We start from the raw sequence: 26604 nt of genomic DNA, 5'->3' as shown, positions 1-26604 counted from the left end.
TTGTCACAGGTTTGGGCCGAAATAGCCGCATCAATGCGCTTCGTCCCAGTTATCGCCCACGCCGCTGTCGACCACCAGCGGAACGGAGAGATTAGCGGCGCCCGCCATTCTCCCGGTGACTTCGCGGAGCAGGGTCTCGACGAAATCTTGTTCAGCTTCGAACACCAGTTCATCGTGCACCTGCAGGATCATCAGCGCGCGCGAAGCGTGATCGACCAGCCAGGCATCCACCGCGATCATGGCGCGTTTGATGATGTCCGCGGCGGTGCCCTGCATCGGCGCGTTGATCGCGGCGCGCTCTGCGCCGGCGCGCTGGCCTTGCGTGCCCTTGTTGATGTAATCCAGATACAGGCGGCGGCCGAACACCGTTTCCACGTAGCCCTGCTCGCGCGCCTGCTGGCGCGTACGTTCCATGTAGTCGCGCACGCCCGGATAGCGGCTGAAGTACAAGGCGATGTAGTCCTGCGCTTCGCCACGACCGATGCCCAGCTGGCGCGCCAGCCCGAACGCGCTCATGCCATACATCAGGCCGAAGTTGATCGCCTTGGCGGCGCGGCGCTCGTTGCCGGTGACTTCTTCGAGCTTGCGGCCGAAGACTTCCGCCGCGGTGGCCTTGTGCACGTCGACGCCGGATTCGAACGCACGCACCAGCCCGGGATCTTCGGACAGGTGCGCCATGATCCGCAGTTCGATCTGCGAGTAGTCGCAGGCGATCAGCTTGCGCCCGGGCGGCGCCACGAAGGCGCGGCGGATGCGGCGGCCGTCGTCGGTGCGGATCGGAATGTTCTGCAGGTTGGGATCGGACGAAGAAAGGCGGCCGGTCGCCGCGCCGGCCTGGTGGTAGCTGGTGTGCACGCGGCCGGTCTGCGCGTTGACCATTTCCGGCAGCTTGTCGGTGTAGGTGCTGCGCAGTTTCGCCAGGCCGCGGTATTCGAGGATGACGCGCGGCAGTTCGTGCTGGTCGGCGATGGCTTCCAGCGCTTCCTCGTTGGTGGAAGGCTGGCCGGTCGGCGTCTTCAGCACCGCCGGCAGTTTCAGTTCGTCGAACAGCAAGGCCTGCAGCTGCTTGGGCGAGTCGAGGTTGAAGGTGCGCCCGGCCAGTTCGGTCGCCTTCTGCTGCGCGATGAGCATGCGCTTGGACAGATCGGCGGACTGGCGGCGCAGTTCGTCGGCGTCGATCATCACCCCATTGGCTTCGATGCGCTCCAGCACCGGCACCAACGGCATCTCGATTTCGCGGTAGACGCTTTCCAGGCCGGGTTCGGCGGCCAGCTTGGACGACAGCGCCCGGTGCAGGCGCAGGGTGACGTCGGCGTCCTCGGCGGCGTAGCGCGTGGCGTCGTCCAGTGCGACCTGCGAGAACAGGATCTGCTTGGCGCCTTTGCCGGCGACCTGTTCGTACTTGATCGTGTCGTAGCCCAGATAACGCTTGGCCAGGCTGTCCATGTCGTGGCGGCTGCTGCCCGAGTTCAACACGAAGCTTTCCAGCATGGTGTCGTCTGCATAACCGGCCACTGCTACGCCGTGGCGGCGCAGTACGTGCAGGTCGTATTTTCCGTGCTGGCCGAGTTTCTTCTTGCCGGCGTCCGCGAACAAGGGCGAAAGCGCGGTCAGCGTTTTCGCCCGGTCGAGCTGCGCCGGCACGCCGGGATATTCGTGCGCCAGCGGAAGGTAGACCGCCTTGCCGGGTTCGACCGAGAAGCTCAGTCCCACCAGATTGGCCTGCATCGGATCCAGGCTGTCGGTTTCGCTGTCGAAAGCGAACTCGTCGGCGCGCTGCAGCGCGCCTATCAGCGCGCCGAGCTGTTCCTCGGTCAGCACCGCTTCGTACTCGCCCTGCGCCGAAAGCGCGGGATCGAGTGCAGCCGTTTCCATGCTCGCCGCCGCCACGAAGCCGTTGCCGCGCGCGCGGCCGGGTTCCTTTTCAGCGACCGGTCCGGCAACTTCGCCGCCCAACTCCTTCAGCGCCTGGTTGAATCCGTAACGTTGGTACAGCTGCCGCAGCGAATCGGTATCGCGTTCGCGCATGCCCAGGCTTTGCGCATTGCCGTCCAAGGCGACGTCGGTCTTGATGGTGACCAGCGCGCGATTCAGCGGCAGGCGTTCCAGCGCGGCGCGTAGGTTGTCGCCGATCTTGCCCTTGATCTCGGCGGCGTGCGCCATCACCCCTTCCAGGGTGCCGTATTCGGCCAGCCATTTGGCTGCGGTCTTGGGACCGCATTTCTCCACGCCCGGCACGTTGTCCACGGCATCGCCCATCAGCGCGAGCAGGTCGACGATCTGCCCGGGTTTCACTCCGAATTTATCGAACACGGTTTCGTCCGAATCCATGCGGCTGCCGCTCATGGTATTGACCAGCGCCAGCCCGGGCCGCACGAGTTGCGCGAAATCCTTGTCGCCGGTGGAAATGGTCACCTCGATGCCATCGGCATTGGCTTGCAGGGCCAGGGTGCCGATCACGTCGTCGGCTTCCACGCCATCGATGCGCAGGATGGGCATGCCCAAGGCCTGCACGATCTCGCACATCGGCAGCACCTGCGCGCGCAGGTCGTCCGGCATTGCGGCGCGATTGGCCTTGTACAGCGGATACAGGTCGTCGCGGAAGGTCTTGCCAGGTGCGTCGACCACGAAGGCGACGTATTCAGGATTCTCCTTCAACGTCGCACGCAGCATATTGACCACGCCGAACAACGCGCCGGTGGGCTCGCCCGCGGCATTGGTCAACGGCGGAAGCGCATGGAAGGCGCGATAGAGGTAACTGGAACCGTCGATCAGTACGAGTCTGGGCATGGGCACGATTCTAACCCCGTGTGTCCTAACCCTGTGCGTCCTAACCCTGCATGCGCTACCCCGTGCTCTCACGCACGCTTAGCGCTGCCGGCGCATAATCCCAGACCCCGGTACGGCAGCGAGATCCCCCATGAACACCCCTATCAAAGGCCTGTTGGGCGCATCCTTGCTGGCGCTTGCCGGTTGCGCCTCGATGACCGCACAGAACGATCAGGACATGAACCTGGCCGACGCGCAGGTCGCGGTGCGCACCGAGCCCAATGGCGACGTCATCGAGGAATACCGCGTCGCCAACCAGTTGCGCATGGTCAAGGTGACGCCATCGCGCGGCGTGCCCTATTACCTGATGGACGAGAACGGCGACGGCCGCCTGGACCACAGCAAGGGCGCCGGCGAGAAGGACATTTCGCCGGTGTATTGGAAGCTCTACGGCTGGTGAGTGATTCCGGCATGCAGTCGGGGACGTAGCCCCGACCTACGTAGATCGGGGCTACGTCCCCGACGCTCTTCAATACCTCGCGCGACCGCTTCTCAGGGATCGCGTGTCACTTCGTACTGTTCGATATCGGCCTGCTGCAATCGCGCCGCCTGCGGCGAAAGTGCGACCAGCGCCGAAGGCGGCGGCGCATTCTCATTCCAGGTGCAGGGGTTGAAGGTCGGTCCGCCGGTAGCGGTGGGCAAGGCGCGCGCCACCGTCGCCGACAGCTGCAGTGAGTAGTCCGCGGCGGTGACGGTCACGCCGGACGGCAGATTGGTCTGACAGGTCTGCCCCGAGGCCTGGCGACGTCCGAACGCGGTGGTGCCGCGCAGGTTGCGGAACCAGTCCGCGCGGAAAGGCGGTTGCGCGCAAGCGCCGGTGGGCAGCATGGACGCGAACGAGGGCGCTTGCGCGGTGCTGTGGCAACTCATGCAGGCCGAAGCGGGATTGTCCACCGGTCCATTGAGGCGGCCATCGACGCCCAGGTGCGCGAGGGCGTAGGCCGGTGCCGCGGGATTGATCCATGATTCGGTGATCGGCGCGCCGTCGGGATCGTTGCCCCACATCAGCCCGACCGGCGCCATCTTCTTCCACGGCGACGCGCCGGACTGCGAAGCATCGTAGGCGTAAGTGGCGAAGTACCAGCCGGTGTCGCTGGCCCGCTTGTCCTTGACCGCAATGTCGATCTGCATCAGCCGCACCGGCACCGCCGCTCCGCCCGGATTGGGGAGAATGTCGACCTTGAGCGATCCGGCCAGCAGATCCTGGGGGAACGCGCTCGGCGCTGCCGCGCTGTACAGCAGCTTGAACACGAAGCTGCCCTCGGTGAACTTCATCCCGCTGAGCTTGGGCTGATCGACGCCGGGCGTGGCCGTTTTCCATAACCGTTGGAAAACGCGCCCGCCGCGCGCGTCGTAGTAGGCGACGGCGTAGTTCTGGAAGGCGACGGTATTGCCGCCGAGTTCGCCGACGCGGACGCTGCGCTCCAAGGTCATGCCATGCGCGGCTTCGCGCGTGCCGGGCGAGTTGGTGGGTCCGTAGAACATGCGCGGTGCGGGATACCACTTCTGGTTGCGTTGCGCCGCGCTCACCGTGCCGCCCGCAGGATCGCGATAGTCGGCATCGGCGGTGAGTTGCGGGGTCAGACCGCGCGCGATCGCGCTACTGAACGCGTAATTGCGCAGTGCCAACGCGTAAGCCAGCCTTTCGTCGGGATCGCGCGGATCGAAAGCGAGCCACGGACGCGAGCCGCTCGGCACGCCGGTGGAAGCCTGTTCGAGCAGATTCGGCTGGAACCATGGGCCGGCGTACGTGTTCGAGAGCGTGGTCTTGGGCACGATGAAATCGGCGAACTTGCCGCGGCATTGCGCGACAAAGGTTCCGCTGGCCAATGGCCTTCCGGTGCCGGTGACGGACAGGCAGCGCGTTCCTGGCGCGCAGCCGGTAGCCGCAGGCAACAAAGCGGCGGACAGCGAGGCCGCGCCTGCATCGCTAGTCGATGAAGAAGGCTCTTGCGGACGCACGCGCGCGTCCTGCGTGCAGGTGACCAGCGCGAAAGGCGCCAGCAATGAAAACGAGAGTCGAGCGATGCGGTTATCCACGGGCAATCTCCATTCTTGTCGCTGCGCTGGTGCGCGCGTAGCCGTTGCTTCGGCGTCATCGCGACGCGCCCACCCCACGCCGTTAACTCTTCTCAACGCGGCATCGAAGCCGAGCCGGACAGCCTGCGATGCGATGGCCCGAAGTCGCGTGCAACCGCGTTGGTACTGTTACGCAGCAGTATTGCGCGACGTAAATAATTCACATCGCACGATCTTTCCCCCGGGAGATCCCACGCAATGAATCACCCTGGTTTCGGCGCCGGTCTTGCCCTGTTCCTATGCTGCATGCCGCCGTTGGCGGCCTTGGCCCAAGACGCGCCGCGCGAGCAACGCATCAGCACCAGCGAACTGCGCGAACAGGTGCGGCGTCGACCGCAGGGCGTCGTGGTGCCGGTGGAAATCACCAAACAAGGCGGCAAAGTGGTGCTGCAGACGGCCGATTCGGCGGTGGCGGTATCCAATGCCGATGCGGTCGCGCAGCAGGTGCGGCAGATGCCGGTGCAGGCCGCCGTGATCGACGGTCCCGGAGATTCGGTGCAGTTGCAGAATGTGCAGCTGCAGGCCACCAAACGCTGGAACGATCTCGCGCCCGCGCAGCGCGCCAAGTACCGCAATGTCGATGCCGCGCAGCGGCGCATGAGCAGCATCGCGGAAACCGCGCTGGGCGCCGACGCGACCGAGGCCGACCTACTGAAGCTCAAACGCAGCGCGGAAAACACCGAGCGGCAGCTGGTGCAGGCCTACAAAGCGCTGAACGACAGCCAGCGTCTGGAACAGCGCGAACTGGTGGAGCAGCACGCGGAAGTCCGCCGCCTCAACAAGTCGCTGTACGGGCTGGATCACGACGACCGCTATCCGCCGCAGACCTACCAGCGCATCTACGCCAATTCGCGCGGCGCTTTCGCGCTCAGGGCGCGGCAGGAAGAGAAGCCGCGGTGCAGCGCGGTGCTGATCGGCGAGAAACTGGCGCTGACCAACAACCATTGCATCATCGAGGAAACCCCGGAGGAGTTCGAGGCCGTTTTCGACTACGAGGACGACCTGGACGGCAATCATCTGGCGAGACAGGTCTTTCCGGTGACTGCGATCCAGCTGAGCGATGAAGACGAACGCGGCAATCTGGATTTCGTGCTGCTCGAACTCGGCGCCAACGCCGACGGCGTGCTGCCCGGCGCCGCGTATCCCCCGCAATGCCTGTCGCTGGCGCAGGTGAAACGCGACGATCCGCTGTACGTCATCGGTTATCCCTTGGGCGAACCGCGCACGGTGCACGACAACAGCTTCGTGTACTTCCCGTTCCGGGTCACTCCGGACGAGTACATCACCATGAAGCTGCTGGTCAGCGCGGAATTCGATTCCGTCGAGGCCGAGGACCAGTCCTACCGCGAAGGCAAGCTCAAGGAATTCGTCGACAGCTACCAACTGCGCGAGGGCGACGGCCCGTCCTACTACGAATACATCAGCGTGCGTTTCGACAAACAGCCGACCATCGGCGCCGACAGCGACACCTATCGCGGCAATTCCGGCTCGCCGGTCTACCACCGGCGCTCGCATGCGGTGATCGGACTGCTGTTCGACGGGCAGGAGGATCTTTCCGAACCATGGGCCGCCGGCTGGCGCGCGCACGAAGCGGTGCTGCCCATCACCAAGGTAGTCGAACGGCTCGATATCGCCGCCCCTGCCTGGCGCAGCGATCCGCGCGTCTGCGTACTGCCTTCCACTCTTTGAGGACGAGCCAATGCGTCATCTGTCCGTGTGCCTGATTTTAGTTGTCCTCGCGGGATGCAAGCCCGACAACGCCCCCACGGCGAGCGCACCACCTCGCGATACGCCCGCCGTACCGACACCGGCCGCGACCCCCGGCTACACGCAGGGTTATGTCGTGGAGCTCGCACCCACGCAACCGCTCGCCGATCTGCGCACGGCCGCCGATGATGTTTTCGCCAGCGTGGTCAGCATCGAACCCCTGTTCCCCGACGTGCCTGCCGACGACGATCCCGAAGGACTGTCGCGCATCTACCGCGTACGCGTGTCCGATCCACCCCAAGGCAACCCTTGGGATTCGGCGAATGCGCTCCGGGAACGCGGCGGCTTCCCGCAAGTGGAACCGGACAGCGAGGACACCCTGGTCGAAGCACAGAAGCGTGCCGCGGTAGCGGCGTGCTTCGGCGACGAAGGCGTCCCCGCGCCGCAGAATCCCGCCTGGTCGCTGGACGGGGACCACATGGCCGTCGAGGCCGCGCGCAAGCTGACGCCGCCGAGTGGCGGCAAGCAGTTGGGCGAAGGCGTGCGCATCTGCCATCCGGACAGCGGCTGGACCGATCACGTCGATCTGGATTCTGGCCGCATCGACCGCAGCTTCACCCTCAACCTGATGGAAGGCGGTAACGACGCGCGCGATCCGCTGGGCTATTCCGGCAATCCAGGCCACGGCACCAAGACCGGAAGCGTGCTGATCAGCGACGGCGGCTTCGATGCCAACGGCAACACCACCGCGCCCGGCCGCATCGACGGATTGGCGCCGAAAGCGACGCTGGTGCCCATCCGCACCTTCAACAGCGTGATCCGCGTACTGGACTCCAACACCGCGCGCGCCGTGCGCCATGCGACCAAGGCGCAGTGCGACGTGATCTCGATGAGCCTGGGCGGGCGCGCCTTCTTCGGCCTGGAACGCGCCATCAACGACGCGGTGCGCCGCGACATCATCGTGGTCAATGCGGCCGGCAACTGCATCGGCATGGTGGTGGCGCCGGCCAGCTACGACAACGCCATCGCGGTGGGCGCCACCAACGTCGATAACAAGCCGTGGAAGGGCTCGTCGAAGGGACGTGCGGTGGATATCTCCGCGCCGGGCGAGGATGTCTATGTCGCCGACGCGGTGGCCGGTGCCACCGGCATCGAGTCCAGTCCCGGCAACGGCACCTCGTTCGCCACCGCGGCCGTCGCGGGCGCGGCCGCCAGCTGGATCGCCTTCCACGGACGCGATCGCATCAAGGCCGCGCAAGGAAGCCTGACCCGACGCGATCTCTTCGTACAGGCGATGCAGGCCAGCGCTCGCGTGCCGCCGGGATGGGACGCCAATCGCTACGGCAAGGGCATCCTCAATCTCGACCGCTTGCTGCGCCAGCCGCTCGGCTCGCCGCGCACGCAATTGCGCGCGCCGCCGAAGGACGACACCGTCAGCCTGCTGTCGCGCACCTTGGATCGCGATCCCGCCGATCTGCGTGCGGGACTGCAGCGCATGCTCGGGCAGCCCGCGGACCTGGACGCCGAATTGGAGCGCTTCGGCGCCGAACTGTTGGACCTGGCGATGCGCGACCCCGAAGCGTTCCTGCGCGCGCTGGAGGCGCCGCGTCCAGGCGAACTGCAGGCGCCCAATGCGGTGAAGCCGAAAGCTTCGCGCGCGCTCAGTGCGCGCATGTCGGGGACGCCATGAACACAACCCGCGTTCCCTTCATTGCGTCGAGCGCGGTGTTGATGATGGTGCTGACTTTGGCTTGCGCCTGCGCGGCCTGCAGCGCCTCTGCGCCGCCACCCGAGGGCGCCGGCAACGCACCTTCCGAGCCCGCCCCCATCGCACCCGATACGCCTGCCACCGAAACGACCGTACCGGCGGCTCCGTTGCCGGAGCCAGCGGCCGCGCCCGTGCCGGCCGTCGAGAGCCCACCGCCTCCACCGAAACCAAGACCCATCACCACCGGCAAGACGCCCGTGAAACCGACGCCATCGCCGACCTTGCCTGTCGCCGGCGCCAAGGAGGAGGCGCCCACCCACATCACCATCAACGCACTTTCGCGCGGCAAGGGCGTCCCCGCCGAAACCCGCGAAGCATTCAAGCAAATCCGCGCGCTGCTGGAACGGCAGCAAGCGACCGCCGCCGTCACCGCCGTGCAGTACCAGCGCATCGGCCTTGAAGGCGAATCACGGCTTTGCGTCGAATTCCGCAACGCCAACGACGCGCAGGCCGCGTTGACCGAGATCCGCAAGATCTCGGCCGATGTCGATCTGCTCAACGTCGTCGAAGCACCCTGCCCCTCAAAAAAGGAATAGAACCGTGAACCCATCCACTTCATCCCCCGCGCGTGCCTTGCTGACGCTGTCCCTGGTATTGGCGCTTGCCGCCTGCAAGCAAGACACCCCGCCTGCGACGAGCACCGCGCCCCCGGTCGAGCCTGCGCCAACACCGGCCGACAGCGACATCAAACCCGCCACGGGCGCGGTCGAAGCGACCGACGAGAACATCGCCACTGCCGAGAAATCCATCGCCGAAGCGGCCGATGCCGCGCGCAAGAAATGGGTCGGCAAGACCTTCGAGGAGTTCGAGGCTTCGGTCTACAAGGAGCCCGGCGAAGGCGGCAAGTACATCGTCAATGGCGACATCGCCATTCCGGACCGGAAGCTCCTGCAGGAATTTTTCGACAAGATGCAGAAGGAAGCCGACGGCGTGGCCAATGGAAAACTGACCGTCGCGCTGGCCGCCGCCAAAGGCGCAACCGGCGGCGTCGACATCTGGACCAGCGAAAAGAAGAAGCAGCTTACCTACTGCGTCAGCAATGCCTTCGGCACGCACAAAGCCGCGGTGATCGCCGACATGGAAGCGGCGTCGAGAAGCTGGGAAGAAGCGGCGAAGGTGGATTTCATCCATGTTCCGGCCCAGGACGGCGGCTGCAACGCGAGCAATCCGAACGTACTGTTCGACGTGCGGCCCGTGGACGTGGACGGCGAATACCTGGCGCGCGCTTTCTTTCCCAGCGACCAGCGCAGCGATCGCAACGTGTTGATCGACAATTCTTCCTTCGACCTTGCGCCCGGCGAACCGTTGCAGTTGGTCGGCATCCTGCGCCATGAACTGGGCCATACGCTGGGCCTGCGCCACGAACACACGCGCCCCGAGGCCGGCACCTGCTTCGAGGACGACCAGTTCGAGCCGTTGACCGCTTATGACAAGTTCTCGGTCATGCACTATCCGCAGTGCAACGGCGGCGGCGACTGGTCGCTGGTGCTGACCGGCCTGGACAAGGCCGGGTCGGCCTGCCTGTATGGAAAGGGCAGCAACAACCCGGAGAACCTGACGCAGTGCATTTACCACGCGCCAGAAGCGCCTGCGACAGGCACTGTGGAAACCAAGACGTTCGACAACCAATCCGTGGCCAAGGGCGCGAAGAAACAGTACGGCCCGTTCTCGACCAAACCGGGTTCGATCGCCCAAGTAAAGATGCAAGGCGTCGGCGGCAACGCAGGCGACCCGGACCTGTACGTGCGCTATGTCGGCCCGCCCGACACCTCGAGCTGGATTTGCCGCCCCTACCTGAGCCACGCCAACGAAACCTGCGAACTGGAAGTGCCGGCCAACCGCAACAAGATCTACGTGATGGTGCGGGGCTATGCGGCGGGCAACTACAAGCTGGAAGTCACTTACACCAAACCGAACTGACCACGCGTCCGGGTTCCGGCCCGTTGCCGCGGGGAGACCCTGCGGCAACGGCGAAGGCCGGGCGCGCGATCAAAGCCTGCGCCAGGCGAAGCCTTCGCCGCGGCGGTGATAGACGGCGACCGCACGCCCGTACAGCTCGCCCACCGGCACCAGTCCGAAGAAGCGCCCATCGATGCTGTTGCCGCGCGCATCGCCCAACATCAGCACCTCGCCATCGGGAATGGTCAACCCATGGATATCCGGTCCGCCGCCGTGCGACAGGTTGAGCATCGCGCGATGGTTACGGAACACCTCGATATCCGCGGCCTCGATCGTTTCCAGCGGCACGCCATTGATGCTCAGCCTGCCGTCGACCAGTTCCACTTCGTCCCCCGCCACTGCGGCCACGCGCTTGATCAACCGGATGCCGTCCTGCGGCGAATCGAACACCGCGATGTCGCCGCGTTCGGGCTTGCCGGTAGCGATGAGTTGCACGTTCGTGAACGGCAGGCGCACCCCATAGGCCCGCATGTCGACCGCCACCCGATCGCCGATCTCCAACGTGTGCTCCATCGAACCCGACGGCACGTAGTAATGATTGGCGAACGAGTCCCGCGCCGCCGCCAGCAGCACCAGCATCAGGGCGATCTGCGGCAGTTCCGTGCGCACCCAGCGCCGTATTTTTCCCGGCGGGGTTGAGGATTGAGCTTGGGTCTGCATGGGCTTGCTCCGGGACGTTCTACCGCGAGTAACTCACGCACTCGGCCGCGCCGCATATGCCATCGGTCACGCGCGCCGAGTGGCGGTCACATCACCTGCAGGTTCGCATAAGCCAGCACCAGCCACTTGCTGCCTTCCGCGTCGAAGTTCACCTGCACGCGGGCGTGGGCACCTGTGCCTTCGTAGTCGGTGACGACGCCCTGTCCGAATTTCGGATGCGAGACGTTGGCGCCCAGCTTGAGCGGCGGCGCTTCGATGGGCGCGTGGCCGAAGCTGCGGGACGCGCCGGCCGAGTAGGTGCGCGACACCTGCACCTTGGGCCGCACCTCATGCAGCAGGTGCGGCGGAATCTCGCGCAGGAAACGCGAGGGGATACCGTACATGTCCTGGCCGTGGATGCGGCGCGTCTCCGCGTAGCTCAGCATCAGTTTCTGTCGCGCGCGGGTGATGCCGACGTAAGCCAGGCGACGCTCCTCCTCCAGCCGTCCGCTTTCGTCCAGCGATTTGCTGCTGGGGAAAAGTCCTTCTTCCATGCCGCCCAGGAACACGAGCGGGAATTCCAGCCCCTTGGCCGAATGCAGCGTCATCAGTTGCACGCCATCCTCGCCCGCCTGGGCCTGGCCTTCGCCGGCTTCCAACGAGGCATAGGCGAGGAAGGCGGTCAGCTCGCTCATTCCCTCGGTCTCTTCATCGTCGCGGCGCACGAAACGCGAGGCGACGGAAACCAGTTCGTCCAGGTTCTCGGTGCGCGAATCCAGCTGGCCCTTGCTTTCGTTGAGGTAGAAATCGCGCAGCCCGGAACGCATCAGCACATGATCGATCTTGTCCTTGAGATCGAGCTCGGCGACTTCCGCCGTCAAGGTTTCGATCAGGGCGATGAAGCCCGCCAGCGCATTGCGCGCACGACCGGCCAGCTCGTTGCCGACCGAAAGCGCGCGCGCGGCTTCGAACAACGGTTGCGACAGCGTGCGCGCGCGCTTGCGCACTTCATCCAGGGTGCGGTCGCCGATGCCGCGCGTGGGCGTGTTGACCGCGCGCTCGAAAGCCGCATCGTCGGCGCGATTGGCGATCATGCGCAGGTAGGCCAGAGTGTCCTTGATTTCGGCGCGTTCGAAGAAGCGCATGCCGCCGTAGACCCGGTACGGCACCTGTTCGGCCAGCAGCGTTTCTTCGAAGGCGCGCGACTGCGCGTTGCTGCGATAAAGCACCGCGGCCTCGCTGTAACTGCCGCCATCGCGCACCCACTGCAGGATGCGATCGACGACATAGCGCGCTTCGTCGACTTCGTTGTAGGCGGCGTACAGATCGATGGGTTCGCCGTCGCCGGTATCGGTCCACAGCTGCTTGCCGATGCGGTCGGGGTTGTGCGCGATCACCGCATTGGCCGCGCCCAGGATGTTGGCGCTGGAGCGGTAGTTCTGCTCCAGGCGGATGGTCTGCGCGCTGGAAAAATCCTTGAGGAAGCGCTGCACGTTCTCCACTTTGGCGCCGCGCCAGCCATAGATGGCCTGATCGTCGTCACCGACCACGAACACATGCCCACTGTCGCCGGCGAGCAGGCGCACGAATCCATACTGGATGGCGTTGGTGTCCTGGAATTCATCCACCAGGATCTCGCGGAAGCGCGCGCGGTAATGCGCCAGCAACGCGGGTTGGTCGCGCAGCAGCTCATGCGCGCGCAGCAGCAGTTCGGCGAAATCGACCAGGCCGGCGCGGTCGCAGCGTTCCTGGTACAGCGCATAGGCGCGGCGCAGGGTGTCGGTCCACTGATCGTCGCCGGGCTGGATATGCTCGGCGCGCCGGCCTTCGTCCTTTTGCGCGTTGATCCACCAGGCGATCTGGCGCGGCGGAAAGCGCGCCTCGTCCAGCTCCATCTGCTGCACCACGCGCTTGACCAGACGCAGCTGGTCGTCCGAATCCAGCACCTGGAAGGTTTCCGGCAATTTCGCTTCCTGCCAGTGCAGGCGCAACAGGCGGTGGGCCAGACCGTGGAAGGTGCCGATCCACATGCCGCGGCTGCCGTTGCGCAACTGCGCATCGGCGCGGTGGCGCATCTCGCCGGCGGCTTTGTTGGTGAAGGTGACGGCGAAGATGCCGTGCACCGGCACGCCATGCACTTCATTGAGCCAGGCGATGCGGTGGGTGAGCACGCGCGTCTTGCCGGAACCGGCGCCGGCCAGCACAAGGTAATGACCCGGCGGCGCGGAAACCGCTTCGCGCTGCGCCGGGTTCAGGTCATCGAGTAGGTGAGAGACATCCACGCGGCTATTTTACGCCGCGCCGAGCGCAGGCACTGAGATCGATCAAAGGAATTCAGTGCTCGCTCTTGGGCTTGTTGGTCACGTGGGTCATCAAACGGTCGGTGTAGGCGATGCCGATGGCCGAGAGGATGAACACGCAGTGGATGATGGTCTGCCACATCACCCCCGATTCGGTGAACTTGCTGTCCGGCATGCCTAGGTCGCCGACTTCGATGAAGGTCTTCAGCAAGTGGATGGAGGAGATGCCGATGATCGCCATGGCCAGTTTCACCTTCAGCATGCTGGCGTTGACGTGGCTGAGCCACTCCGGCTGGTCCGGATGGCCTTCCAGGCGCAGACGCGAGACGAAGGTTTCGTAGCCGCCCACGATCACCATCATGAGCAGATTGGAGATCATGACCACATCGATCAGCCCCAGCACGATCAGCATGATCGCCACTTCGGCAGTGGGGCCGCCTTCGGCCAGCTTGGCGGCCTGCTCGGCTTCGCCGCCATGCAGGAACACTTCGCTCACCAGATGCACCAACTCCACGCCGAACTGCCAGACATACACCGCTTGGGCGACGATCAAGCCCAGATAAAGCGGCAACTGCAGCCAGCGCGAGGCGAATATCAGTGTGGGAAGCGGGCCAAGGCGGGTCGGCGGTTGATGCGACATAAGATCGGGATGCTGCGTTGCGGGGATGCGGCAGGTTACCGGCCCATGATGACGCTGCCAAGCGCGCCGACGACGCTAAACTGCCGTTTCCATCGATAAACGAGCCCCACCATGATCGATTTGCACTACTGGCCCACCCCCAACGGCCATAAGATCACGCTATTGCTGGAAGAACTGGTAGACGCAGGCCATGCGCTGGAATACAGCATCAAACCGGTGAATATCGGTGCCGGCGACCAGTTCAAATCGGAATACCTGGCCATTTCCCCCAACAACAAGATGCCCGCGATCGTCGACCATGCGCCCGCCGATGGCGGCGCGCCGATCAGCGTGTTCGAATCCGGCGCGATCTTGCAATACCTGGCGGAGAAGACCGGTCTGTTCCTGCCGGAAGACCTGCGCGGCCGTACCGCCGCCATGGAATGGCTGTTCTGGCAGATGGGCGGATTGGGGCCGATGACCGGACAAATGGGCCACTTCAACGTGTATGCGCCCGAACCCATCGCCTACGCCATCGATCGCTACGGCCGCGAAGTCACGCGCCTGCACGGGGTCATGGACAAGCGTCTGGCCGAACATGAATTCCTGGCCGGCGACGTCTACACCATCGCCGACATCTCGACCTATCCGTGGATCGGCGCCTACGACAAACTGCCGGCCGATTTCGCAGCGTTCCCCAACATCAAGCGCTGGCACGAGGCCATCGCCGCACGGCCGGCGACCGAACGCGCGTACGCATGGAAGAACAAGGTGAACCCGGAAGCGGGAAAGCCGTTGAGCGAGGAAGAGCGTAAGCACCTCTTCGGTCAAAGCAGTTCAACGAAGTAAGGTCGTCATCCCGGCGATTTTTAACCGCGAAGCTGGTCAAGCCGGGATGACGATCTGTGAATGAAATGGCGACCTGAAAACAATCTGGATTCCTAATGCGACTGATATTGGCCACCTTGATGATGCTCTCGACCGCCGCAAACGCCGCCCAACCCGTTCAGAGCAAACTCACGCTCGAAGCCATCACCGGCAGCGCGCCGTTGTCCGGTCCGACGCTGACCAAGCCGCAAATCGCGCCGGATGGTTCACGGGTGACCTTCCTGCGCGGCAAGGACAGCGACCGCAACCAGCTGGACTTGTGGGAATACGACGTGGCCAGCGGACAGACGCGCCTGCTGGTGGACTCGAAGGTGGTGCTGCCCGGCACGGAAACCTTGAGCGATGAAGAGAAGGCGCGCCGCGAGCGCCAACGCATCGCCGCTCTGTCGGGCATCGTCGACTACCAGTGGTCGCCCGATGGCAAGGCGCTGCTGTTTCCGCTCGGCGGCGAGCTTTACCTGTACGACCTGGCCGGAACCGGAAAGGCCGCGGTTCGCCGGCTGACCAATGGCGGCGGCTTCGCGACCAACCCGAAGATTTCCCCGAAAGGCGGCTTCGTCAGCTTCGTCCGCGACCGCGATCTGTGGGTGGTCGACCTGGCCAGCGGACAGGAGGTATGCCTGACCGCCGACGGTTCCGATACCATCGGCAATGGCGTCGCCGAATTCGTCGCCGACGAGGAAATGGATCGCCACACCGGTTACTGGTGGGCTCCGGACGATTCGGCGCTCGCCTTCGCCCGCATCGACGAATCGCCGGTGCCGGTGCAGAAGCGCTACGAGGTCTATCCCGACCGCACCGACGTGGTCGAGCAGCGCTATCCCGCAGCCGGCGACGCCAACGTGAAGATCCGGCTGGGAGTGATCGCGCCGAAGGCCGGCGCGAAACCGAACTGGATCGACTTAGGCAAGAACGAGGACATCTATCTTGCCCGCGTCGACTGGCGCGATCCGCAGCGCCTCAGCTTCCAGCGGCAATCGCGAGACCAGAAAAAGCTGGAGCTGATCGAAACAGAACTGGCTAGCGGCAAGCAACGCACGCTCGTCACGGAAAATTCGAACACCTGGGTGCCGTTGCACAACAATCTGCGGTTCCTGGACGACGGCCGATTCGTGTGGTCTTCCGAGCGCAGCGGATTCGAGCATCTTTATCTGGCATCCGAAGACGGAAAACAGCTGGTGCCGTTGACCCGCGGCGACTGGCCGGTGGATGCCTTGCTTGCGGTGGATCAGGACAAGGGACTGGTCTTCTTCAGCGCCGGCAAGGATTCGGCCACGGAAAGTCGGGTGTATTCCGTCTCGTTGAAGGGCGGCCCGATCACCGTCTTGTCCACAACGACCGGCAAGCACGACGCGGTATTCGCCAAGAACGCCAGCATCTACGTCGACAGTTGGTCCAACCCGGAAACTCCGCCGCAGATCGAACTGTTCAAAGCCGATGGAACCAAGCTCGCCACACTGCTGGCCAACGATCTGGCCGATCCGCATCACCCTTACGCGAAATATCGCGACGCGCAGCGCCCCACCGAGTTCGGTACGCTGACCGCCGCCGATGGCAAAACCACTCTTCACTACAGCCTGATCAAACCGGAGGGTTTCGATCCGACCAAGAAGTATCCGGTGGTCGTGTTCGTCTACGGCGGCCCGGCCGCGCAGACCGTGACCCGCGCCTGGCCGGGGCGCAGCGATGCGTTCTTCAACCAGTATTTGGCGCAGAACGGCTACTTGGTGTTTTCCCTGGACAACCGCGGCACGCCGCGGCGCGGTGCGGCCTTCGGTGGCGCGCTGTACGAGAAACAGGGCACCGTGGAAGTGGACGACCAGCTGCGCGGCGTGGAGTGGCTGAAATCGCAATCCTTCGTCGACGGCAAGCGCATCGGCGTCTACGGTTGGTCCAACGGCGGCTACATGACGCTGATGCTGCTGGGAAAGCACAGCGAGGCCTATGCCTGCGGCGTGGCGGGCGCGCCGGTCACCGACTGGGCGCTGTACGACACCCACTACACCGAGCGCTACATGAACCTGCCGAAGGCCAACGAAGCCGGCTATCGCCAAGCCAGCGTATTCACCCATCTCGATGGCCTGAAATCGAAACTGCTGCTGGTGCACGGCATGGCCGACGACAATGTGCTGTTCGCCAATTCGACCAAGCTGATGAGCGAGCTGCAGAAGCGCGGCAAGGAATTCGAACTGATGACCTATCCGGGCGCCAAGCACGGACTGAAGGGCAGCGACCTGCTGCATCGCTATCGCCTGACCGAGGATTTTCTGGCGCGTTGCCTAAAACCCTGACCAGCGCTGTATTCTCCGCCCAATCCATCGGAAGGACCGTCATGAGCGCCATGCCACCGCCGCTTCCCTCCACTCACCCTCGCGGATGGTGGAGCCGACATTGGAAATGGGTCGTTCCGCTGCTTGGCGCCTTGATGTTGGCATTGTTCGCAGGAGTAGTTCTGCTTTTCATGTCGGCCTTGTTCGGCATGATGAAATCCTCCGACGCCTATCAGCAGGCTCTGCGGCAAGCCAAGGCCAATCCCGCTGTCGTCCAGGCGCTGGGCGAACCGATCGAAGAAGGTTGGCTGACGATGGGCAACATCAGCGTCAATGGCCCCTCCGGCGAGGCGAACCTGCAGATCCCCATCTCCGGGCCCAAGGGCGAAGGAGATATCTACCTGGAAGCGACCAAATCCGCCGGCCAATGGAAATACTCCACACTGCTGGTGCGCGTGGATGGCAGCGATCGATCCATCGATCTGCTATCTGCGCAAACGCAGTGAATCGTTCGTGCCGGGAGGCATGACCTAAGACGCATTGCCGGGGCCGGACCTAGCGGGTAGGGTCGTCGCACTCACTCGCCGGATCCGACAATGAAACCTCTCGTCTTCGCCATCGCCCTCGCGCTGTCCGCTCCCCTGCCCGCCCTTGCCCAGCCGGCGGCGCCCGCTGCGCAAGCCAAGCCTGTTGCGTCTCCGGCTTGGGTGGAAACCAGCAACCGCTATGCGCAGATCCTGCTGCAGGCACAAGCGCCGTTCCAACCGGAATATGCGAGCTTCTTCGGCATCCCCGGGTACGACGACCAGGTCGCGGATCTGGGACCGGACAATGCCAAGCGTTATCGCGAGGCGACCGCCAAGGCCAAGGCGGAACTGCAGAGTAAGTTGCAGCTCGAGCGCGACCCGAACGTGCGCCAGGATCTGGAGATCATGATCGCGGCGGCCGACGAGAACATCGAAGGCAGCGAGCTCAACGAAAAATACCTGCTGCCGTGGAGCGATGCGCCGCAGATGGTGTTCAACGGCATGAACGGCCTGCTCTCCGACCAGACGCCCGCCGAGCGGCGCGCCAAGGCGCTGGATCGTCTGAAACGCTATGTGGGCCTCGCGCCGGGCAGCACCGCCATCGCCACGCTGGCGCAACAGCGCTACGAAGAGAAACTGGCCGACGGCAAACTGCTGCAGCCGACCAAGCTGGAGGTCGAACGCGCGGTCGGCAATGTGGATACCTACGTAAGCGGCGTGCGCGACCTGTTCGCCAAATACAAGATCGCTGGCGCCGAGGAAGCGCTGGATGCGATGGGGAAGCAGCTAAAGGCCTACAACGAATGGACCCGCAGCAAAGTCCTGCCGAAGGCGCGCACCGACACCCGTCTGCCGCCGGAGCTGTACGCCTACCAGCTCAAGCAGTACGGCATCGATATCGATCCGGCCCTGCTGATGCGGCGCGCGCAGCTGGAATTCATGGAAACCCGCGCGGCGATGCAGCAGCTGGCGCCGCTGGTGGCCAAGTCCAAGGGCATAGCCGCGACCGACTATCGCGACGTGATCAAGGCGCTGAAGAAGGACAGCATCGCCAACGACAAGCTTGAGACCTACTACCGCGGCATCATCGACCAGATCGACCCGATCATCGCGCGCGAGAAGATCGTGGACGTGCCCAACCGGCCCATGCAGATGCGGCTGGGTTCGCCCGCCGAAAGCGCCGCGCAACCGGCGCCGCACTTCCTGCCGGCGCCATTGGTGGGCAACACCGGACAGCAGGGCACCTTCGTGCTGCCGCTGGGCAATCCCGACAAGGACGGCAAGGGCAAGAACTACGACGACTTCAATTTCGACGCGGTGGCCTGGACGCTGTCCGCGCACGAAGGCCGCCCGGGCCACGAATTGCAGTTCACCGCCATGGTCGAACGCGGCGTGTCGCTGGCACGCAGCATGTTCGCTTTCAACTCGGTCAACGTCGAAGGCTGGGCGCTATACGCCGAAGCCGAGATGGTGCCCTACGAGCCGCTGGACGGGCAGCTGATCGCCTTGCAGTTCCGCCTGCTGCGCGCCGCGCGCGCGATGCTGGATCCCAGCCTCAACCTGGGCCTGACCGATCGCGAACGCGCGCGTCTGGTGCTGGAGGAAGACGTGGGCCTGTCCGAACCGATGGCGCGCCAGGAACTGGACCGCTACACCTTCAACGCACCGGGCCAGGCCGGCAGCTATTTCTACGGCTACACCCGCATCCTGGAACTGCGCATGCAGACCGAGCTGGCGCTGGGCAAGAAGTTCGACCGCAAGGCCTTCAACAACTTCCTGCTGGACCAGGGGCTGTTGCCGCCGGACCAGCTGGCCAAGGCCGTGCGCGAGCAGTTCGTGCCTGCGCAGCAGGCGAAGAAATAGGAAGTGACGACGTTCAAGTAGGGCGGGCACTGCCCGCCGCTGCTTAATTTCCTATGGCGGGCAATGCCCGCCCTACTTTCTGTTGTCGCGCAATTGCAGTCTCAGCAAACGACTGCATTTGCGTCAGTGCGCGGGATGCTCCGCGTGCGACAGGCCATGGACGAACGTATCGAGTTCCATGTCGCCAAGGTCGGCGTGGTCTATCTCGAGCAAGCCGTCGAGGGGCGTGAACGCCTCCTCGGCCGGCGCCTGGGTCAATCCCTGCAGGCGAATGGCATCCTCGCTGCGTTGGCCACCGCAGTGTTTGCCCACGCAGTAACGCGCCGGCAGTGCGGGACCCGCCAACCAATCCAGCGCGACCGGTGTGCCCTGGCTGTCGACGCCGCGGTAACGGGTGAGCGGTTGCGCGAATGCAGCGGCGGCCGCGCCGGTCGTATTCAATTGCGCGCGCAGCGCCGGATCGACCAAGCCTGACAGCTGCGCCCAGTCCGGCACCTTGTCCAGGGTGCGTAGATCGCCCGGCGCATACACCACCATGCGCCGTTCGGCGGGATACAGTTCCCGCAGTTCCACGCCATCGGCCGTTTGCCGCCAGACCCGGACCGGTTCGTTGGCCACGCGGTATTCGATACGGGTATCGTCGCGCACCATCACCAGTTCGCGCTCGCCGCGCGCATCGCGGATGCGGTAGTCCGCCACCCACGCCGTTTTGCCGGCGACCGCGCTGAAGCCGAGCTCTTCACCGCGGCCATCGCCGGCCCATCCCTGGCCGGCGATCAACGCGAGGAACAGCAGCCAACCACGCGCCATCAGCGCTGCTTCGCCATGCCGGCGCGCAGGTCGGCTTCGAGCAACGGCGGCGCCAGCGACGACTTCTTGTCGTTCTTGCCGCAACCGCCGAACAGCGAGCAGAAGAAGAACGAAGTGTCCTTCTGCGATTGCGCCATCACGTGGAAGATGACGTTCTGTTCGACCACGCCCTGGAAGGCGTGCGCACCCGGGCCGGTGGCGTAGATGCCCACGTCTTCGGCGGCATGGGTTTCCGAGGCCATCGGTACCGCCGCTTCCTGCAGGAAGTTGACGTTGGCGGTGTCGACATTGGTCAGGTCGGGACGCGCCGCCGCGCCGCGATAGCCGGGACCGTTGATGTAGCCCAGCGTGGTGTAGGGCTTGCCGTCGGCGTCCAGCGCCAGCGTGCCGTCGGTGACCACCTTGCCCAGGATGTTGTTGCCGCGATCGGGATAGCCGGCGATGGTGAAGGTATGGCTGTGGTCGGCGGTGACGATGATCAGGGTGTCCTCGGCCGAGCTCTTGCGCATCGCCGTACGCACCGCATCGGACAGGGCGATGGCATCGACCAGCGCGCGGCTGGCGTTGCCGGCATGGTGGGCGTGATCGACGCGTCCGCCTTCGACCATCAGGAAATAGCCCTTGTTGCCGTTGCGGGCCTGCAGGATGTCGATCGACTTGGCGGTCATCTCGGCCAGGCTCGGCTCCTTGCCCGCATCGAGCGGGCGGTCGGCTTCGTATTCCATGTGCGAGCGTTCGAACAGGCCCAGCAGGTGCCGGGTCGTGGCCGGATTGATGGCGTCGAACTGCGCCTTGTTCCAGACGTAGGCCGAGGCCGGCCGGCTGCTCCATTCGCTGGCCAGATTGCGGCCATCCAAGCGACGCCCCTTGCTGCTGGTGTCCTCGGGATCGTTGAGCGTGCTGGGCAGGAAGTAACTACGGCCGCCGCCGAGCGCGACTTCCAGGCCGTCGCCATATGGGAACTCCACCAGCTGGCGCGCGATGTCCTTGCAGCCCGACGTCTTGGCTTCGGCGCTGAGCTCGGCATCGCTTTCCCAGTCGCGGTTCGGCGTATGCGCGTAGGTCGCGGCCGGGGTGGCGTGGGTAATGCGCGCGGTGCTGACGATGCCGGTATTCATGCCCAGGGCTTCGGCCACTTCCAGCAGGCTGGCCACGCTCTTGCCCTTGGCCGAGGCGCAATTGTTGTAGCGCGCTTCCTGGGTGACGCCGAGCACGCCCTGGTTGGTCTTGATGCCGGTCATCATCGCCGTCATCGTCGGCGCCGAATCGGCGGTCTGGCCATCGACCGAGTAGGTCTTGGACAGGCTGAGGTACGGGAACCGTTCGAAGCTCAGCGCGTTCTCTTCGCCGCTGCGGCCCTTGAGCTGGCCTTCGAGGATGCGCGCGGCCGCCACTGTCGACAGGCCCATGCCGTCGCCGACGAACAGGATCACGTTCTTAGCCTTCTTGTGGCTCGGGCGCAGTTCGGCGCCAGCGCGCGCAGCGCGGGCTCCGTCGCTGTACCACTGCTGCGCGCTTTCGCCGCGTGCGGGGGCCGGCGCAGCGGCGGCGCGCTTGTTCGAAGCCTTGCCGCGGATGTGTTCCGGTTCTGCAGTCAGGCCGGGGCCTGCGATCAGCATCGTCAGGGCGGCGCAGCCCAGGACCGTGGACAGGTGGCGCATCGGTATTCTCCAGTGCTCTCGGGGGAGATCGCACTGTCCGCACGCCTCATTGCACTTGGATGACCGCAATGCAACCGTTCGGCTACGCCATCAAGCTTGCGGCGCCCGGAAGTGGAGCGTGGGAGCGGCTTCCAGCCGCGAGCTTTTCGATCAGTCGCACAAGAGCTCAGAAGCTCGCGGCTGGAAGCCGCTCCCACACACCGCTGCTCCTAACCGCTCAAGGTTGCGCAGGCACGGCGCCCGGCGGCACGTAGATCGCCACGCCTGCGGCTTTCTTCTGCGTGGTCGGGATGCCGATGCCGAGACCGCCGCCGCCATGGCTGCCGTAACTGCCGGCGCCAACCGACATGCCGACCGGCGAGCCGCTGGAGCCGACCCCCATCAGGATCACGCCATTGGCGCCGAGTGCGGCGGCTTCGCGCTTGAGTCGGGCGACCGCGGCGTCGGTCTGGCCCTGGGTTCCGAAACCGACCGCGCTGGAGGATTCGAGTTGTGCGATCTCGATCGAACCGGGCGGCGGCGTGGTGTAGATCCGAACCTGGGCGGGATCGACCGGCGGACGCGCCTGGCCCAGCATGACCTTGGAGGTGCCGGCGCAGGCGCTGAGCGCCAGGGCCAGCAGGAGAAGAGTGGCGGAGCGTAGGGTCATGACGGTTTCCCCTCGAAGGATGGCTGGATGATCGGCCTATGGGACTGAATGCTCGCATACCCTTGCCCCGCCGGCGCGGGCGCCGCGACGGTGGCCGACGCGAGGCAGCAATGGCCCGGATCGAAGGGGTGCTGGCGTTATAGTTGGCACCTTCATAGGGAGTGCTTCCATGGGTCTGATCAGTGTGTTGTGGGGCGTGGTGTCCATGATCTGGATGGTGCTGGCGCTGATTCCGCTACTGGGCTGGGGCAACTGGTTCCTGATCCCCTTCGCCGCGGTCGGCGCGATCATCGCGGCCATCGGCATCTTGTTCACTTCCGATGCCAAGACTGGACGCGCCAAAACCGGGCTGCTGCTCAACGGCATCGTGATCGTGGTGGGCATCATCCGCCTGGGCATCGGCGGGGGCATCGTCTAAGCCGCCGGTCGCGCCCGCACTAATGCCTGCGTGTGCGGGTGCTGCGGATTCGACAGCACCTTGGCGGTCGCACCGGACTCCACGATGCGTCCCTGCTCGAGCACGGCAATGCGCTCGGCCACGGCCGAGGCGGCCGCGAGATCGTGGGTAACGAACAACAACGCCAGACCGCGCTCGCGTTTCAGCTTGGCCAGCAGCGCCAGGATCGCCGCGCGATGGTGCGCATCCAACGCCGAGACCGCCTCGTCGCAAACCAGCAAATCGGGTGAAGTCGCCAGCGCGCGCGCGATGGCGATGCGCTGGCGCTGGCCGCCGGAGAACTGGTGCGGATAACGGTCCAGTGCGGAATCGTCCATGCCCACCGCCTGCAACAATTCCGATGCTTTGGCGCGTTGGCTGGCGGCATTGCCGATGCCATGGATGCGCAGGGGCTCGCCGATGATGCGCGCGATATCCAGGCGCGGATCCAGCGACGCATAAGGATCCTGGAACACGACACCGATCCGCTTTCGCAACTTGCGCAGTTCGCTCGCGCTGAGCGAATCCAGCGCGACGCCGTCCAGGACGATGCGGCCCTGCGCGCCGCGCAGGAGTTTGAGCAACACGCGGCCCAGCGTGCTCTTGCCGCTGCCCGATTCGCCGACCAGGGCCAGACCTTCCCCGCGCCGCAGCTCGACATCCACGCCAGCGAGCGCATCGCGCGCCGCGCCGCGATAACGCATGCGCAGATCCTCGGCGCGCAGCAGCACAGGCGCATCGTCACCGGCCGCAGGCAGTTCCCGCAACTGGTCCGCCGCCAGCAGCTCGCGCGTGTAGGCGTGGTCGGGCGCGGCGAATACCTCGGCGGTGCCACCCCGTTCCAGCACTTCGCCGCCGCGCAACACCAGCAATCGCTGCGCATAGGCGCCTACCAGCGGCAGGTCGTGGCTGATCAGCAGCAGCGCCAGGTTCTGTTCGCGGCGCAGATCATCGAGCAGATCCAGGATGTCGCGGGCGATGCGCGCGTCGAGCGCGGAAGTCGGTTCGTCGGCGATCAGCACGCGCGGCTGCGTCGCCAGCGCCAGCGCGATGGCGATGCGCTGGCGCTGGCCGCCGGAGAAAAGATGCGGGTATTTCGAGAGCGCCTGGCGCGGATCGGGCATCTGCACGCGACGCAGGAGTTCCTCGGCCTCCTTACCGGCCGCTTCGCGCGACAGGCCGCGCGCGAAGCGCAGGGTTTCGATCAGTTGCGCGCCTATCCTGCGCAAGGGATGCAGGGCGGCGAGCGGATCCTGCGGCACCAGCCCGAACATGCGTCCGCGCAGAGCTGCGTGTGCGGGCGAACCGAGCACGATCTCCTGCCCATCGACCTGCAGGCGGCCACTGGCTTTCAATCCGGACGGCAGCAGATCGAGTAAGGCCAGCGAGGTCAGGCTTTTGCCGCTACCCGACTCGCCGACCAGGCCCGTGCATTCGCCGCCCTGGAGTTCCAGCGAGAGCCCGCACAGCAGTTCGCGCCCGTTGCGTCCGCTCGTGCTGACGCGTAGATCGGCAAGCTGTACTTGCGCGACAGGTTTCATGCGGCGGCCGACTCGGCGCGCTCGCCGCGCCCGGCTTCGCCACGAAGGTCCATCCAATCGCGCAGTCCATCGCCCAGAAACTGGAAGGCGGCCAGCGTGACCACCAGCAACAGGGCGGGAAACAGCAGCGTCCACGGCGCCGAATCCAGTTCCTGCACGCCTTCGGCCAGCAGGGTGCCCCAGCTGGCGGAGGGTTCGTCCACGCTCAGACCTAAAAAGCCGAGGAAGCTTTCCACCAAGATCGCCTGCGGCAATATCAGGCCCAGGTACACGAACGCCAGCGGCATCAGGTTGGGCAGCACATGCCAGCGCAGCCGTTGCTGAAAGGTGGCGCCAGCCGCATGCGCCGCCAACACGAACGGCGCTTCGCGCAGACGCGCGCTTTCGGCGCGCATCACCCGCGCCAGGTCGATCCACACGTAACCGCCGATCGCGGCGAGCAGCAGGCCGAGGGAGCGTTCGAATAGGGTCAGCAGCAGGATCACCACTAACAAGAACGGCAGCGCGGAGAACACATCCAGCACGCGCAGCATCGCGCGCTCCACACGGCCGCCAGCGAGGCCGGCGATGGCGCCGTAACCCAGGCCGATCACCAGCGCCACCACGCTGGCCAGCAGGCCGATGGTCAGGGACAGGCGTCCGCCCGCCAGGGTGCGCGCGAAGATGTCGCGACCGATGGCGTCGGTGCCGAACCAGTGGCCGTTGCTGCCGGGAGCGACGGACAACGAATTCCAGTCCGGCGAATGCGGCGAATACGCGCTGAACAAGGGGCCCATCCAGCAGATCAGCGCCAGCGCCGCGAGCATGGTCAGACAGCCGCGTGCGAGGGGTGGCAGGGAACGCAAAGTTTGCATGGGCACATCGTAACTTGCTCTTCCCTTCTCCCACCGGGAGAAGGTGCCCCTAGGGCGGATGAGGGTACGGCGGAATAGCTGACGTCTGAACCATGCTGACTTCGCCGCACCCTCACCCCAACCCCTCTCCCGCAGGGAGAGGGGCTCAATGCCACAGGCGTATCATTTACGCATCGATTGAGGAGCACCCATGGCCTACCCCTACACCCGCCCCCGCCGCATGCGCCGCGACGATTTTTCCCGTCGGCTGATGCGCGAGCACGTGCTGACCGCCAACGACCTGATCTACCCGGTGTTCGTGCACGAACTGCCCGGACGCGAAGCGGTGCCCTCCATGCCGGGCGTGGAGCGTCTGTCGATCGACGAATTGCTGAAAGTGGCCGAACAGGCCGCAGAATTGCGCGTACCCGCGCTGGCCTTGTTCCCGGTCACCGCGCCGGAAGCCAAGTCGCTGGGCGCTGAAGCCGCCTGGGACGACGAGGGCCTGGCCCAACGCGCGGTGCGCGCGCTCAAGCAGCGTTTTCCGCAGCTGGGGGTGATCACCGACGTGGCCCTGGACCCGTTCACCACCCATGGCCAGGACGGCATCATCGACGACAGCGGCTATGTGATGAACGACATCACCGTGGAAGCGCTGGTCAAGCAAGCCCTGTCGCATGCGCGCGCAGGCGTGGACATCGTGGCGCCCAGCGACATGATGGACGGACGCATCGGCGCGATCCGCGAGGCGCTGGAAAGCGAGGGCCACGTGCACACGCGGATCATGGCCTATTCGGCCAAGTACGCTTCCGCGTTCTACGGCCCGTTCCGCGACGCGGTGGGCAGCGCCGGCAGCCTGGGCAAGGGCAACAAGTACAACTACCAGATGGACCCAGCCAATTCGGACGAAGCGCTGCATGAAGTCGCTCTGGACATCGACGAAGGCGCGGACATGGTCATGGTCAAGCCCGGCATGCCCTACCTGGACGTAGTGCGGCGGGTGAAGGACGAATTCGGCGTGCCCACCTTCGCCTATCAGGTCAGCGGCGAGTACGCGATGCTGAAGGCGGCGTTCGCCAACGGCTGGCTGGACGAACAGGCCTGCGTGCTGGAAGCGCTGACGGCATTCAAGCGCGCCGGCGCCGATGGCGTGCTCACGTATTTCGCGCTGGATGCGGCGCGCTGGTTGAAGGAAGCCAACGCGTAGTACTTTGTAGGCGCGGGCT

Annotated in this window: 21 protein-coding genes; 11 read left to right on the top strand and 10 right to left on the bottom strand. The window is 65.2% G+C overall.

Annotated elements, in window-relative coordinates; all coding sequences use genetic code 11:
• Nucleotides 1-30 precede the first annotated feature (30 nt).
• Nucleotides 31-2790 carry a DNA polymerase I gene (gene polA / locus J2W94_RS11275; RefSeq protein ID WP_310093254.1) on the bottom strand — a complete coding sequence of 920 codons (2760 nt, stop codon included), beginning with the start codon at nucleotides 2788-2790 and terminating at the stop codon, nucleotides 31-33.
• Nucleotides 2791-2932: 142 nt separating this feature from the next.
• Between polA and J2W94_RS11270 the strand changes: the two genes are divergently transcribed.
• Nucleotides 2933-3229, top strand: coding sequence for a DUF2782 domain-containing protein (locus tag J2W94_RS11270; RefSeq protein ID WP_310093725.1), 297 nt, complete (start codon nucleotides 2933-2935; stop codon nucleotides 3227-3229).
• 92 nt (nucleotides 3230-3321) lie between these two features.
• On the opposite strand, the gene J2W94_RS11265 is transcribed toward J2W94_RS11270, so the two are convergent.
• Nucleotides 3322-4869: a hypothetical protein gene (locus J2W94_RS11265; RefSeq protein WP_310093251.1), complete on the bottom strand. Its 1548-nt coding sequence runs from the start codon at nucleotides 4867-4869 to the stop codon at nucleotides 3322-3324.
• A 237-nt stretch (nucleotides 4870-5106) separates the two neighbouring features.
• Here J2W94_RS11265 and J2W94_RS11260 point away from each other — a divergent pair, with 237 nt between their 5' ends.
• Genes J2W94_RS11260 through J2W94_RS11245 form a run of 4 tightly spaced genes read left to right on the top strand, consistent with a single transcriptional unit; the run spans nucleotide 5107 to nucleotide 10303 of the window.
• Nucleotides 5107-6597, top strand: coding sequence for a trypsin-like serine peptidase (locus J2W94_RS11260; RefSeq protein ID WP_310093248.1), 1491 nt, complete (start codon nucleotides 5107-5109; stop codon nucleotides 6595-6597).
• 10 nt (nucleotides 6598-6607) lie between these two features.
• The gene (locus J2W94_RS11255; protein WP_310093246.1) at nucleotides 6608-8305 is read left to right on the top strand and encodes a S8 family serine peptidase; all 1698 of its coding nucleotides are present in this window, start codon (nucleotides 6608-6610) and stop codon (nucleotides 8303-8305) included.
• Nucleotides 8302-8919, top strand: a complete 618-nt coding sequence (locus tag J2W94_RS11250) for a hypothetical protein (RefSeq protein WP_310093244.1) — start codon at nucleotides 8302-8304, stop codon at nucleotides 8917-8919. Before J2W94_RS11255 ends, J2W94_RS11250 begins: the two co-directional genes overlap by 4 nt.
• A 4-nt stretch (nucleotides 8920-8923) precedes the next feature.
• On the top strand, nucleotides 8924-10303 hold the full coding sequence (locus tag J2W94_RS11245; protein ID WP_310093243.1) for a matrixin family metalloprotease: 1380 nt from the start codon (nucleotides 8924-8926) through the stop codon (nucleotides 10301-10303).
• A 69-nt stretch (nucleotides 10304-10372) separates the two neighbouring features.
• Here the strand turns inward: J2W94_RS11245 and lepB are convergent, their stop codons facing one another.
• From lepB to J2W94_RS11230, 3 genes are all read right to left on the bottom strand, one after another.
• Complete coding sequence (lepB, locus tag J2W94_RS11240; RefSeq protein WP_310093241.1) at nucleotides 10373-11002, bottom strand: signal peptidase I; 630 nt, start codon at nucleotides 11000-11002, stop codon at nucleotides 10373-10375.
• A gap of 86 nt (nucleotides 11003-11088) precedes the next feature.
• On the bottom strand, nucleotides 11089-13263 hold the full coding sequence (gene uvrD / locus J2W94_RS11235; RefSeq protein ID WP_310093240.1) for a DNA helicase II: 2175 nt from the start codon (nucleotides 13261-13263) through the stop codon (nucleotides 11089-11091).
• A 52-nt stretch (nucleotides 13264-13315) separates the two neighbouring features.
• Nucleotides 13316-13921 (bottom strand): TIGR00645 family protein, encoded by a 606-nt coding sequence (locus J2W94_RS11230; RefSeq protein ID WP_310093237.1) that lies wholly within the window; start codon nucleotides 13919-13921, stop codon nucleotides 13316-13318.
• Between the two features lie 111 nt (nucleotides 13922-14032).
• Here J2W94_RS11230 and J2W94_RS11225 point away from each other — a divergent pair, with 111 nt between their 5' ends.
• The 4 genes from J2W94_RS11225 to J2W94_RS11210 all read left to right on the top strand — a co-directional run bounded on the left by J2W94_RS11225 (nucleotide 14033) and on the right by J2W94_RS11210 (nucleotide 19448).
• A complete protein-coding gene (locus J2W94_RS11225) occupies nucleotides 14033-14749 on the top strand; it encodes a glutathione binding-like protein (RefSeq protein WP_310093235.1) in 717 nt (238 codons plus the stop codon).
• 122 nt (nucleotides 14750-14871) lie between these two features.
• Nucleotides 14872-17079: a DPP IV N-terminal domain-containing protein gene (locus J2W94_RS11220; protein ID WP_430540602.1), complete on the top strand. Its 2208-nt coding sequence runs from the start codon at nucleotides 14872-14874 to the stop codon at nucleotides 17077-17079.
• Between the two features lie 41 nt (nucleotides 17080-17120).
• The gene (locus J2W94_RS11215) at nucleotides 17121-17564 is read left to right on the top strand and encodes a cytochrome c oxidase assembly factor Coa1 family protein (RefSeq protein WP_310093229.1); all 444 of its coding nucleotides are present in this window, start codon (nucleotides 17121-17123) and stop codon (nucleotides 17562-17564) included.
• A gap of 90 nt (nucleotides 17565-17654) precedes the next feature.
• The gene (locus tag J2W94_RS11210; protein ID WP_310093227.1) at nucleotides 17655-19448 is read left to right on the top strand and encodes a DUF885 domain-containing protein; all 1794 of its coding nucleotides are present in this window, start codon (nucleotides 17655-17657) and stop codon (nucleotides 19446-19448) included.
• Nucleotides 19449-19571: 123 nt separating this feature from the next.
• On the opposite strand, the gene J2W94_RS11205 is transcribed toward J2W94_RS11210, so the two are convergent.
• The 3 genes from J2W94_RS11205 to J2W94_RS11195 form a co-directional block, all read right to left on the bottom strand.
• Nucleotides 19572-20258 carry a hypothetical protein gene (locus J2W94_RS11205; protein WP_310093226.1) on the bottom strand — a complete coding sequence of 229 codons (687 nt, stop codon included), beginning with the start codon at nucleotides 20256-20258 and terminating at the stop codon, nucleotides 19572-19574.
• Nucleotides 20258-21919, bottom strand: coding sequence for an alkaline phosphatase (locus J2W94_RS11200; protein WP_310093224.1), 1662 nt, complete (start codon nucleotides 21917-21919; stop codon nucleotides 20258-20260). Before J2W94_RS11200 ends, J2W94_RS11205 begins: the two co-directional genes overlap by 1 nt.
• A 217-nt stretch (nucleotides 21920-22136) precedes the next feature.
• Nucleotides 22137-22568 carry a hypothetical protein gene (locus J2W94_RS11195; protein WP_310093222.1) on the bottom strand — a complete coding sequence of 144 codons (432 nt, stop codon included), beginning with the start codon at nucleotides 22566-22568 and terminating at the stop codon, nucleotides 22137-22139.
• Nucleotides 22569-22737: 169 nt separating this feature from the next.
• Between J2W94_RS11195 and J2W94_RS11190 the strand changes: the two genes are divergently transcribed.
• Nucleotides 22738-22986, top strand: a complete 249-nt coding sequence (locus J2W94_RS11190; RefSeq protein WP_310093220.1) for a hypothetical protein — start codon at nucleotides 22738-22740, stop codon at nucleotides 22984-22986.
• On the opposite strand, the gene J2W94_RS11185 is transcribed toward J2W94_RS11190, so the two are convergent.
• The gene (locus J2W94_RS11185; protein WP_310093218.1) at nucleotides 22983-24545 is read right to left on the bottom strand and encodes an ABC transporter ATP-binding protein; all 1563 of its coding nucleotides are present in this window, start codon (nucleotides 24543-24545) and stop codon (nucleotides 22983-22985) included. The genes J2W94_RS11190 and J2W94_RS11185 overlap by 4 nt on opposite strands.
• Nucleotides 24542-25399 (bottom strand): ABC transporter permease, encoded by an 858-nt coding sequence (locus J2W94_RS11180; protein ID WP_310093215.1) that lies wholly within the window; start codon nucleotides 25397-25399, stop codon nucleotides 24542-24544. Before J2W94_RS11180 ends, J2W94_RS11185 begins: the two co-directional genes overlap by 4 nt.
• A gap of 190 nt (nucleotides 25400-25589) precedes the next feature.
• Here J2W94_RS11180 and hemB point away from each other — a divergent pair, with 190 nt between their 5' ends.
• Nucleotides 25590-26585, top strand: a complete 996-nt coding sequence (hemB, locus tag J2W94_RS11175) for a porphobilinogen synthase (protein ID WP_310093213.1) — start codon at nucleotides 25590-25592, stop codon at nucleotides 26583-26585.
• The last annotated feature ends 19 nt before the right edge of the window (nucleotides 26586-26604 follow it).

It is taken from the genome of Pseudoxanthomonas sacheonensis, assembly GCF_031455975.1.
In the GTDB taxonomy this organism is placed as follows: Bacteria; Pseudomonadota; Gammaproteobacteria; order Xanthomonadales; family Xanthomonadaceae; genus Pseudoxanthomonas_A; species Pseudoxanthomonas_A sacheonensis_A.
Note: the sequence above shows the minus strand (reverse complement) of the source record. Positions and strands in the feature narration are given on the sequence as shown.

Bases quoted from the DNA above. Each gene is read 5' to 3' on its own strand.
- J2W94_RS11190 (WP_310093220.1), top strand. From the start codon at position 22,738: ATGGGTCTGATCAGTGTGTTGTGGGGCGTGGTGTCCATGATCTGGATG.
- polA (WP_310093254.1), bottom strand. From the start codon at position 2,790: ATGCCCAGACTCGTACTGATCGACGGTTCCAGTTACCTCTATCGCGCC.
- J2W94_RS11185 (WP_310093218.1), bottom strand. From the start codon at position 24,545: ATGAAACCTGTCGCGCAAGTACAGCTTGCCGATCTACGCGTCAGCACG.
- J2W94_RS11225 (WP_310093235.1), top strand. From the start codon at position 14,033: ATGATCGATTTGCACTACTGGCCCACCCCCAACGGCCATAAGATCACG.
- lepB (WP_310093241.1), bottom strand. From the start codon at position 11,002: ATGCAGACCCAAGCTCAATCCTCAACCCCGCCGGGAAAAATACGGCGC.
- hemB (WP_310093213.1), top strand. From the start codon at position 25,590: ATGGCCTACCCCTACACCCGCCCCCGCCGCATGCGCCGCGACGATTTT.
- J2W94_RS11220 (WP_430540602.1), top strand. From the start codon at position 14,872: ATGCTCTCGACCGCCGCAAACGCCGCCCAACCCGTTCAGAGCAAACTC.
- J2W94_RS11205 (WP_310093226.1), bottom strand. From the start codon at position 20,258: ATGGCGCGTGGTTGGCTGCTGTTCCTCGCGTTGATCGCCGGCCAGGGA.
- J2W94_RS11200 (WP_310093224.1), bottom strand. From the start codon at position 21,919: ATGCGCCACCTGTCCACGGTCCTGGGCTGCGCCGCCCTGACGATGCTG.
- J2W94_RS11180 (WP_310093215.1), bottom strand. From the start codon at position 25,399: ATGCAAACTTTGCGTTCCCTGCCACCCCTCGCACGCGGCTGTCTGACC.
- J2W94_RS11195 (WP_310093222.1), bottom strand. From the start codon at position 22,568: ATGACCCTACGCTCCGCCACTCTTCTCCTGCTGGCCCTGGCGCTCAGC.
- J2W94_RS11210 (WP_310093227.1), top strand. From the start codon at position 17,655: ATGAAACCTCTCGTCTTCGCCATCGCCCTCGCGCTGTCCGCTCCCCTG.
- J2W94_RS11215 (WP_310093229.1), top strand. From the start codon at position 17,121: ATGAGCGCCATGCCACCGCCGCTTCCCTCCACTCACCCTCGCGGATGG.
- J2W94_RS11250 (WP_310093244.1), top strand. From the start codon at position 8,302: ATGAACACAACCCGCGTTCCCTTCATTGCGTCGAGCGCGGTGTTGATG.
- J2W94_RS11230 (WP_310093237.1), bottom strand. From the start codon at position 13,921: ATGTCGCATCAACCGCCGACCCGCCTTGGCCCGCTTCCCACACTGATA.
- J2W94_RS11255 (WP_310093246.1), top strand. From the start codon at position 6,608: ATGCGTCATCTGTCCGTGTGCCTGATTTTAGTTGTCCTCGCGGGATGC.
- J2W94_RS11260 (WP_310093248.1), top strand. From the start codon at position 5,107: ATGAATCACCCTGGTTTCGGCGCCGGTCTTGCCCTGTTCCTATGCTGC.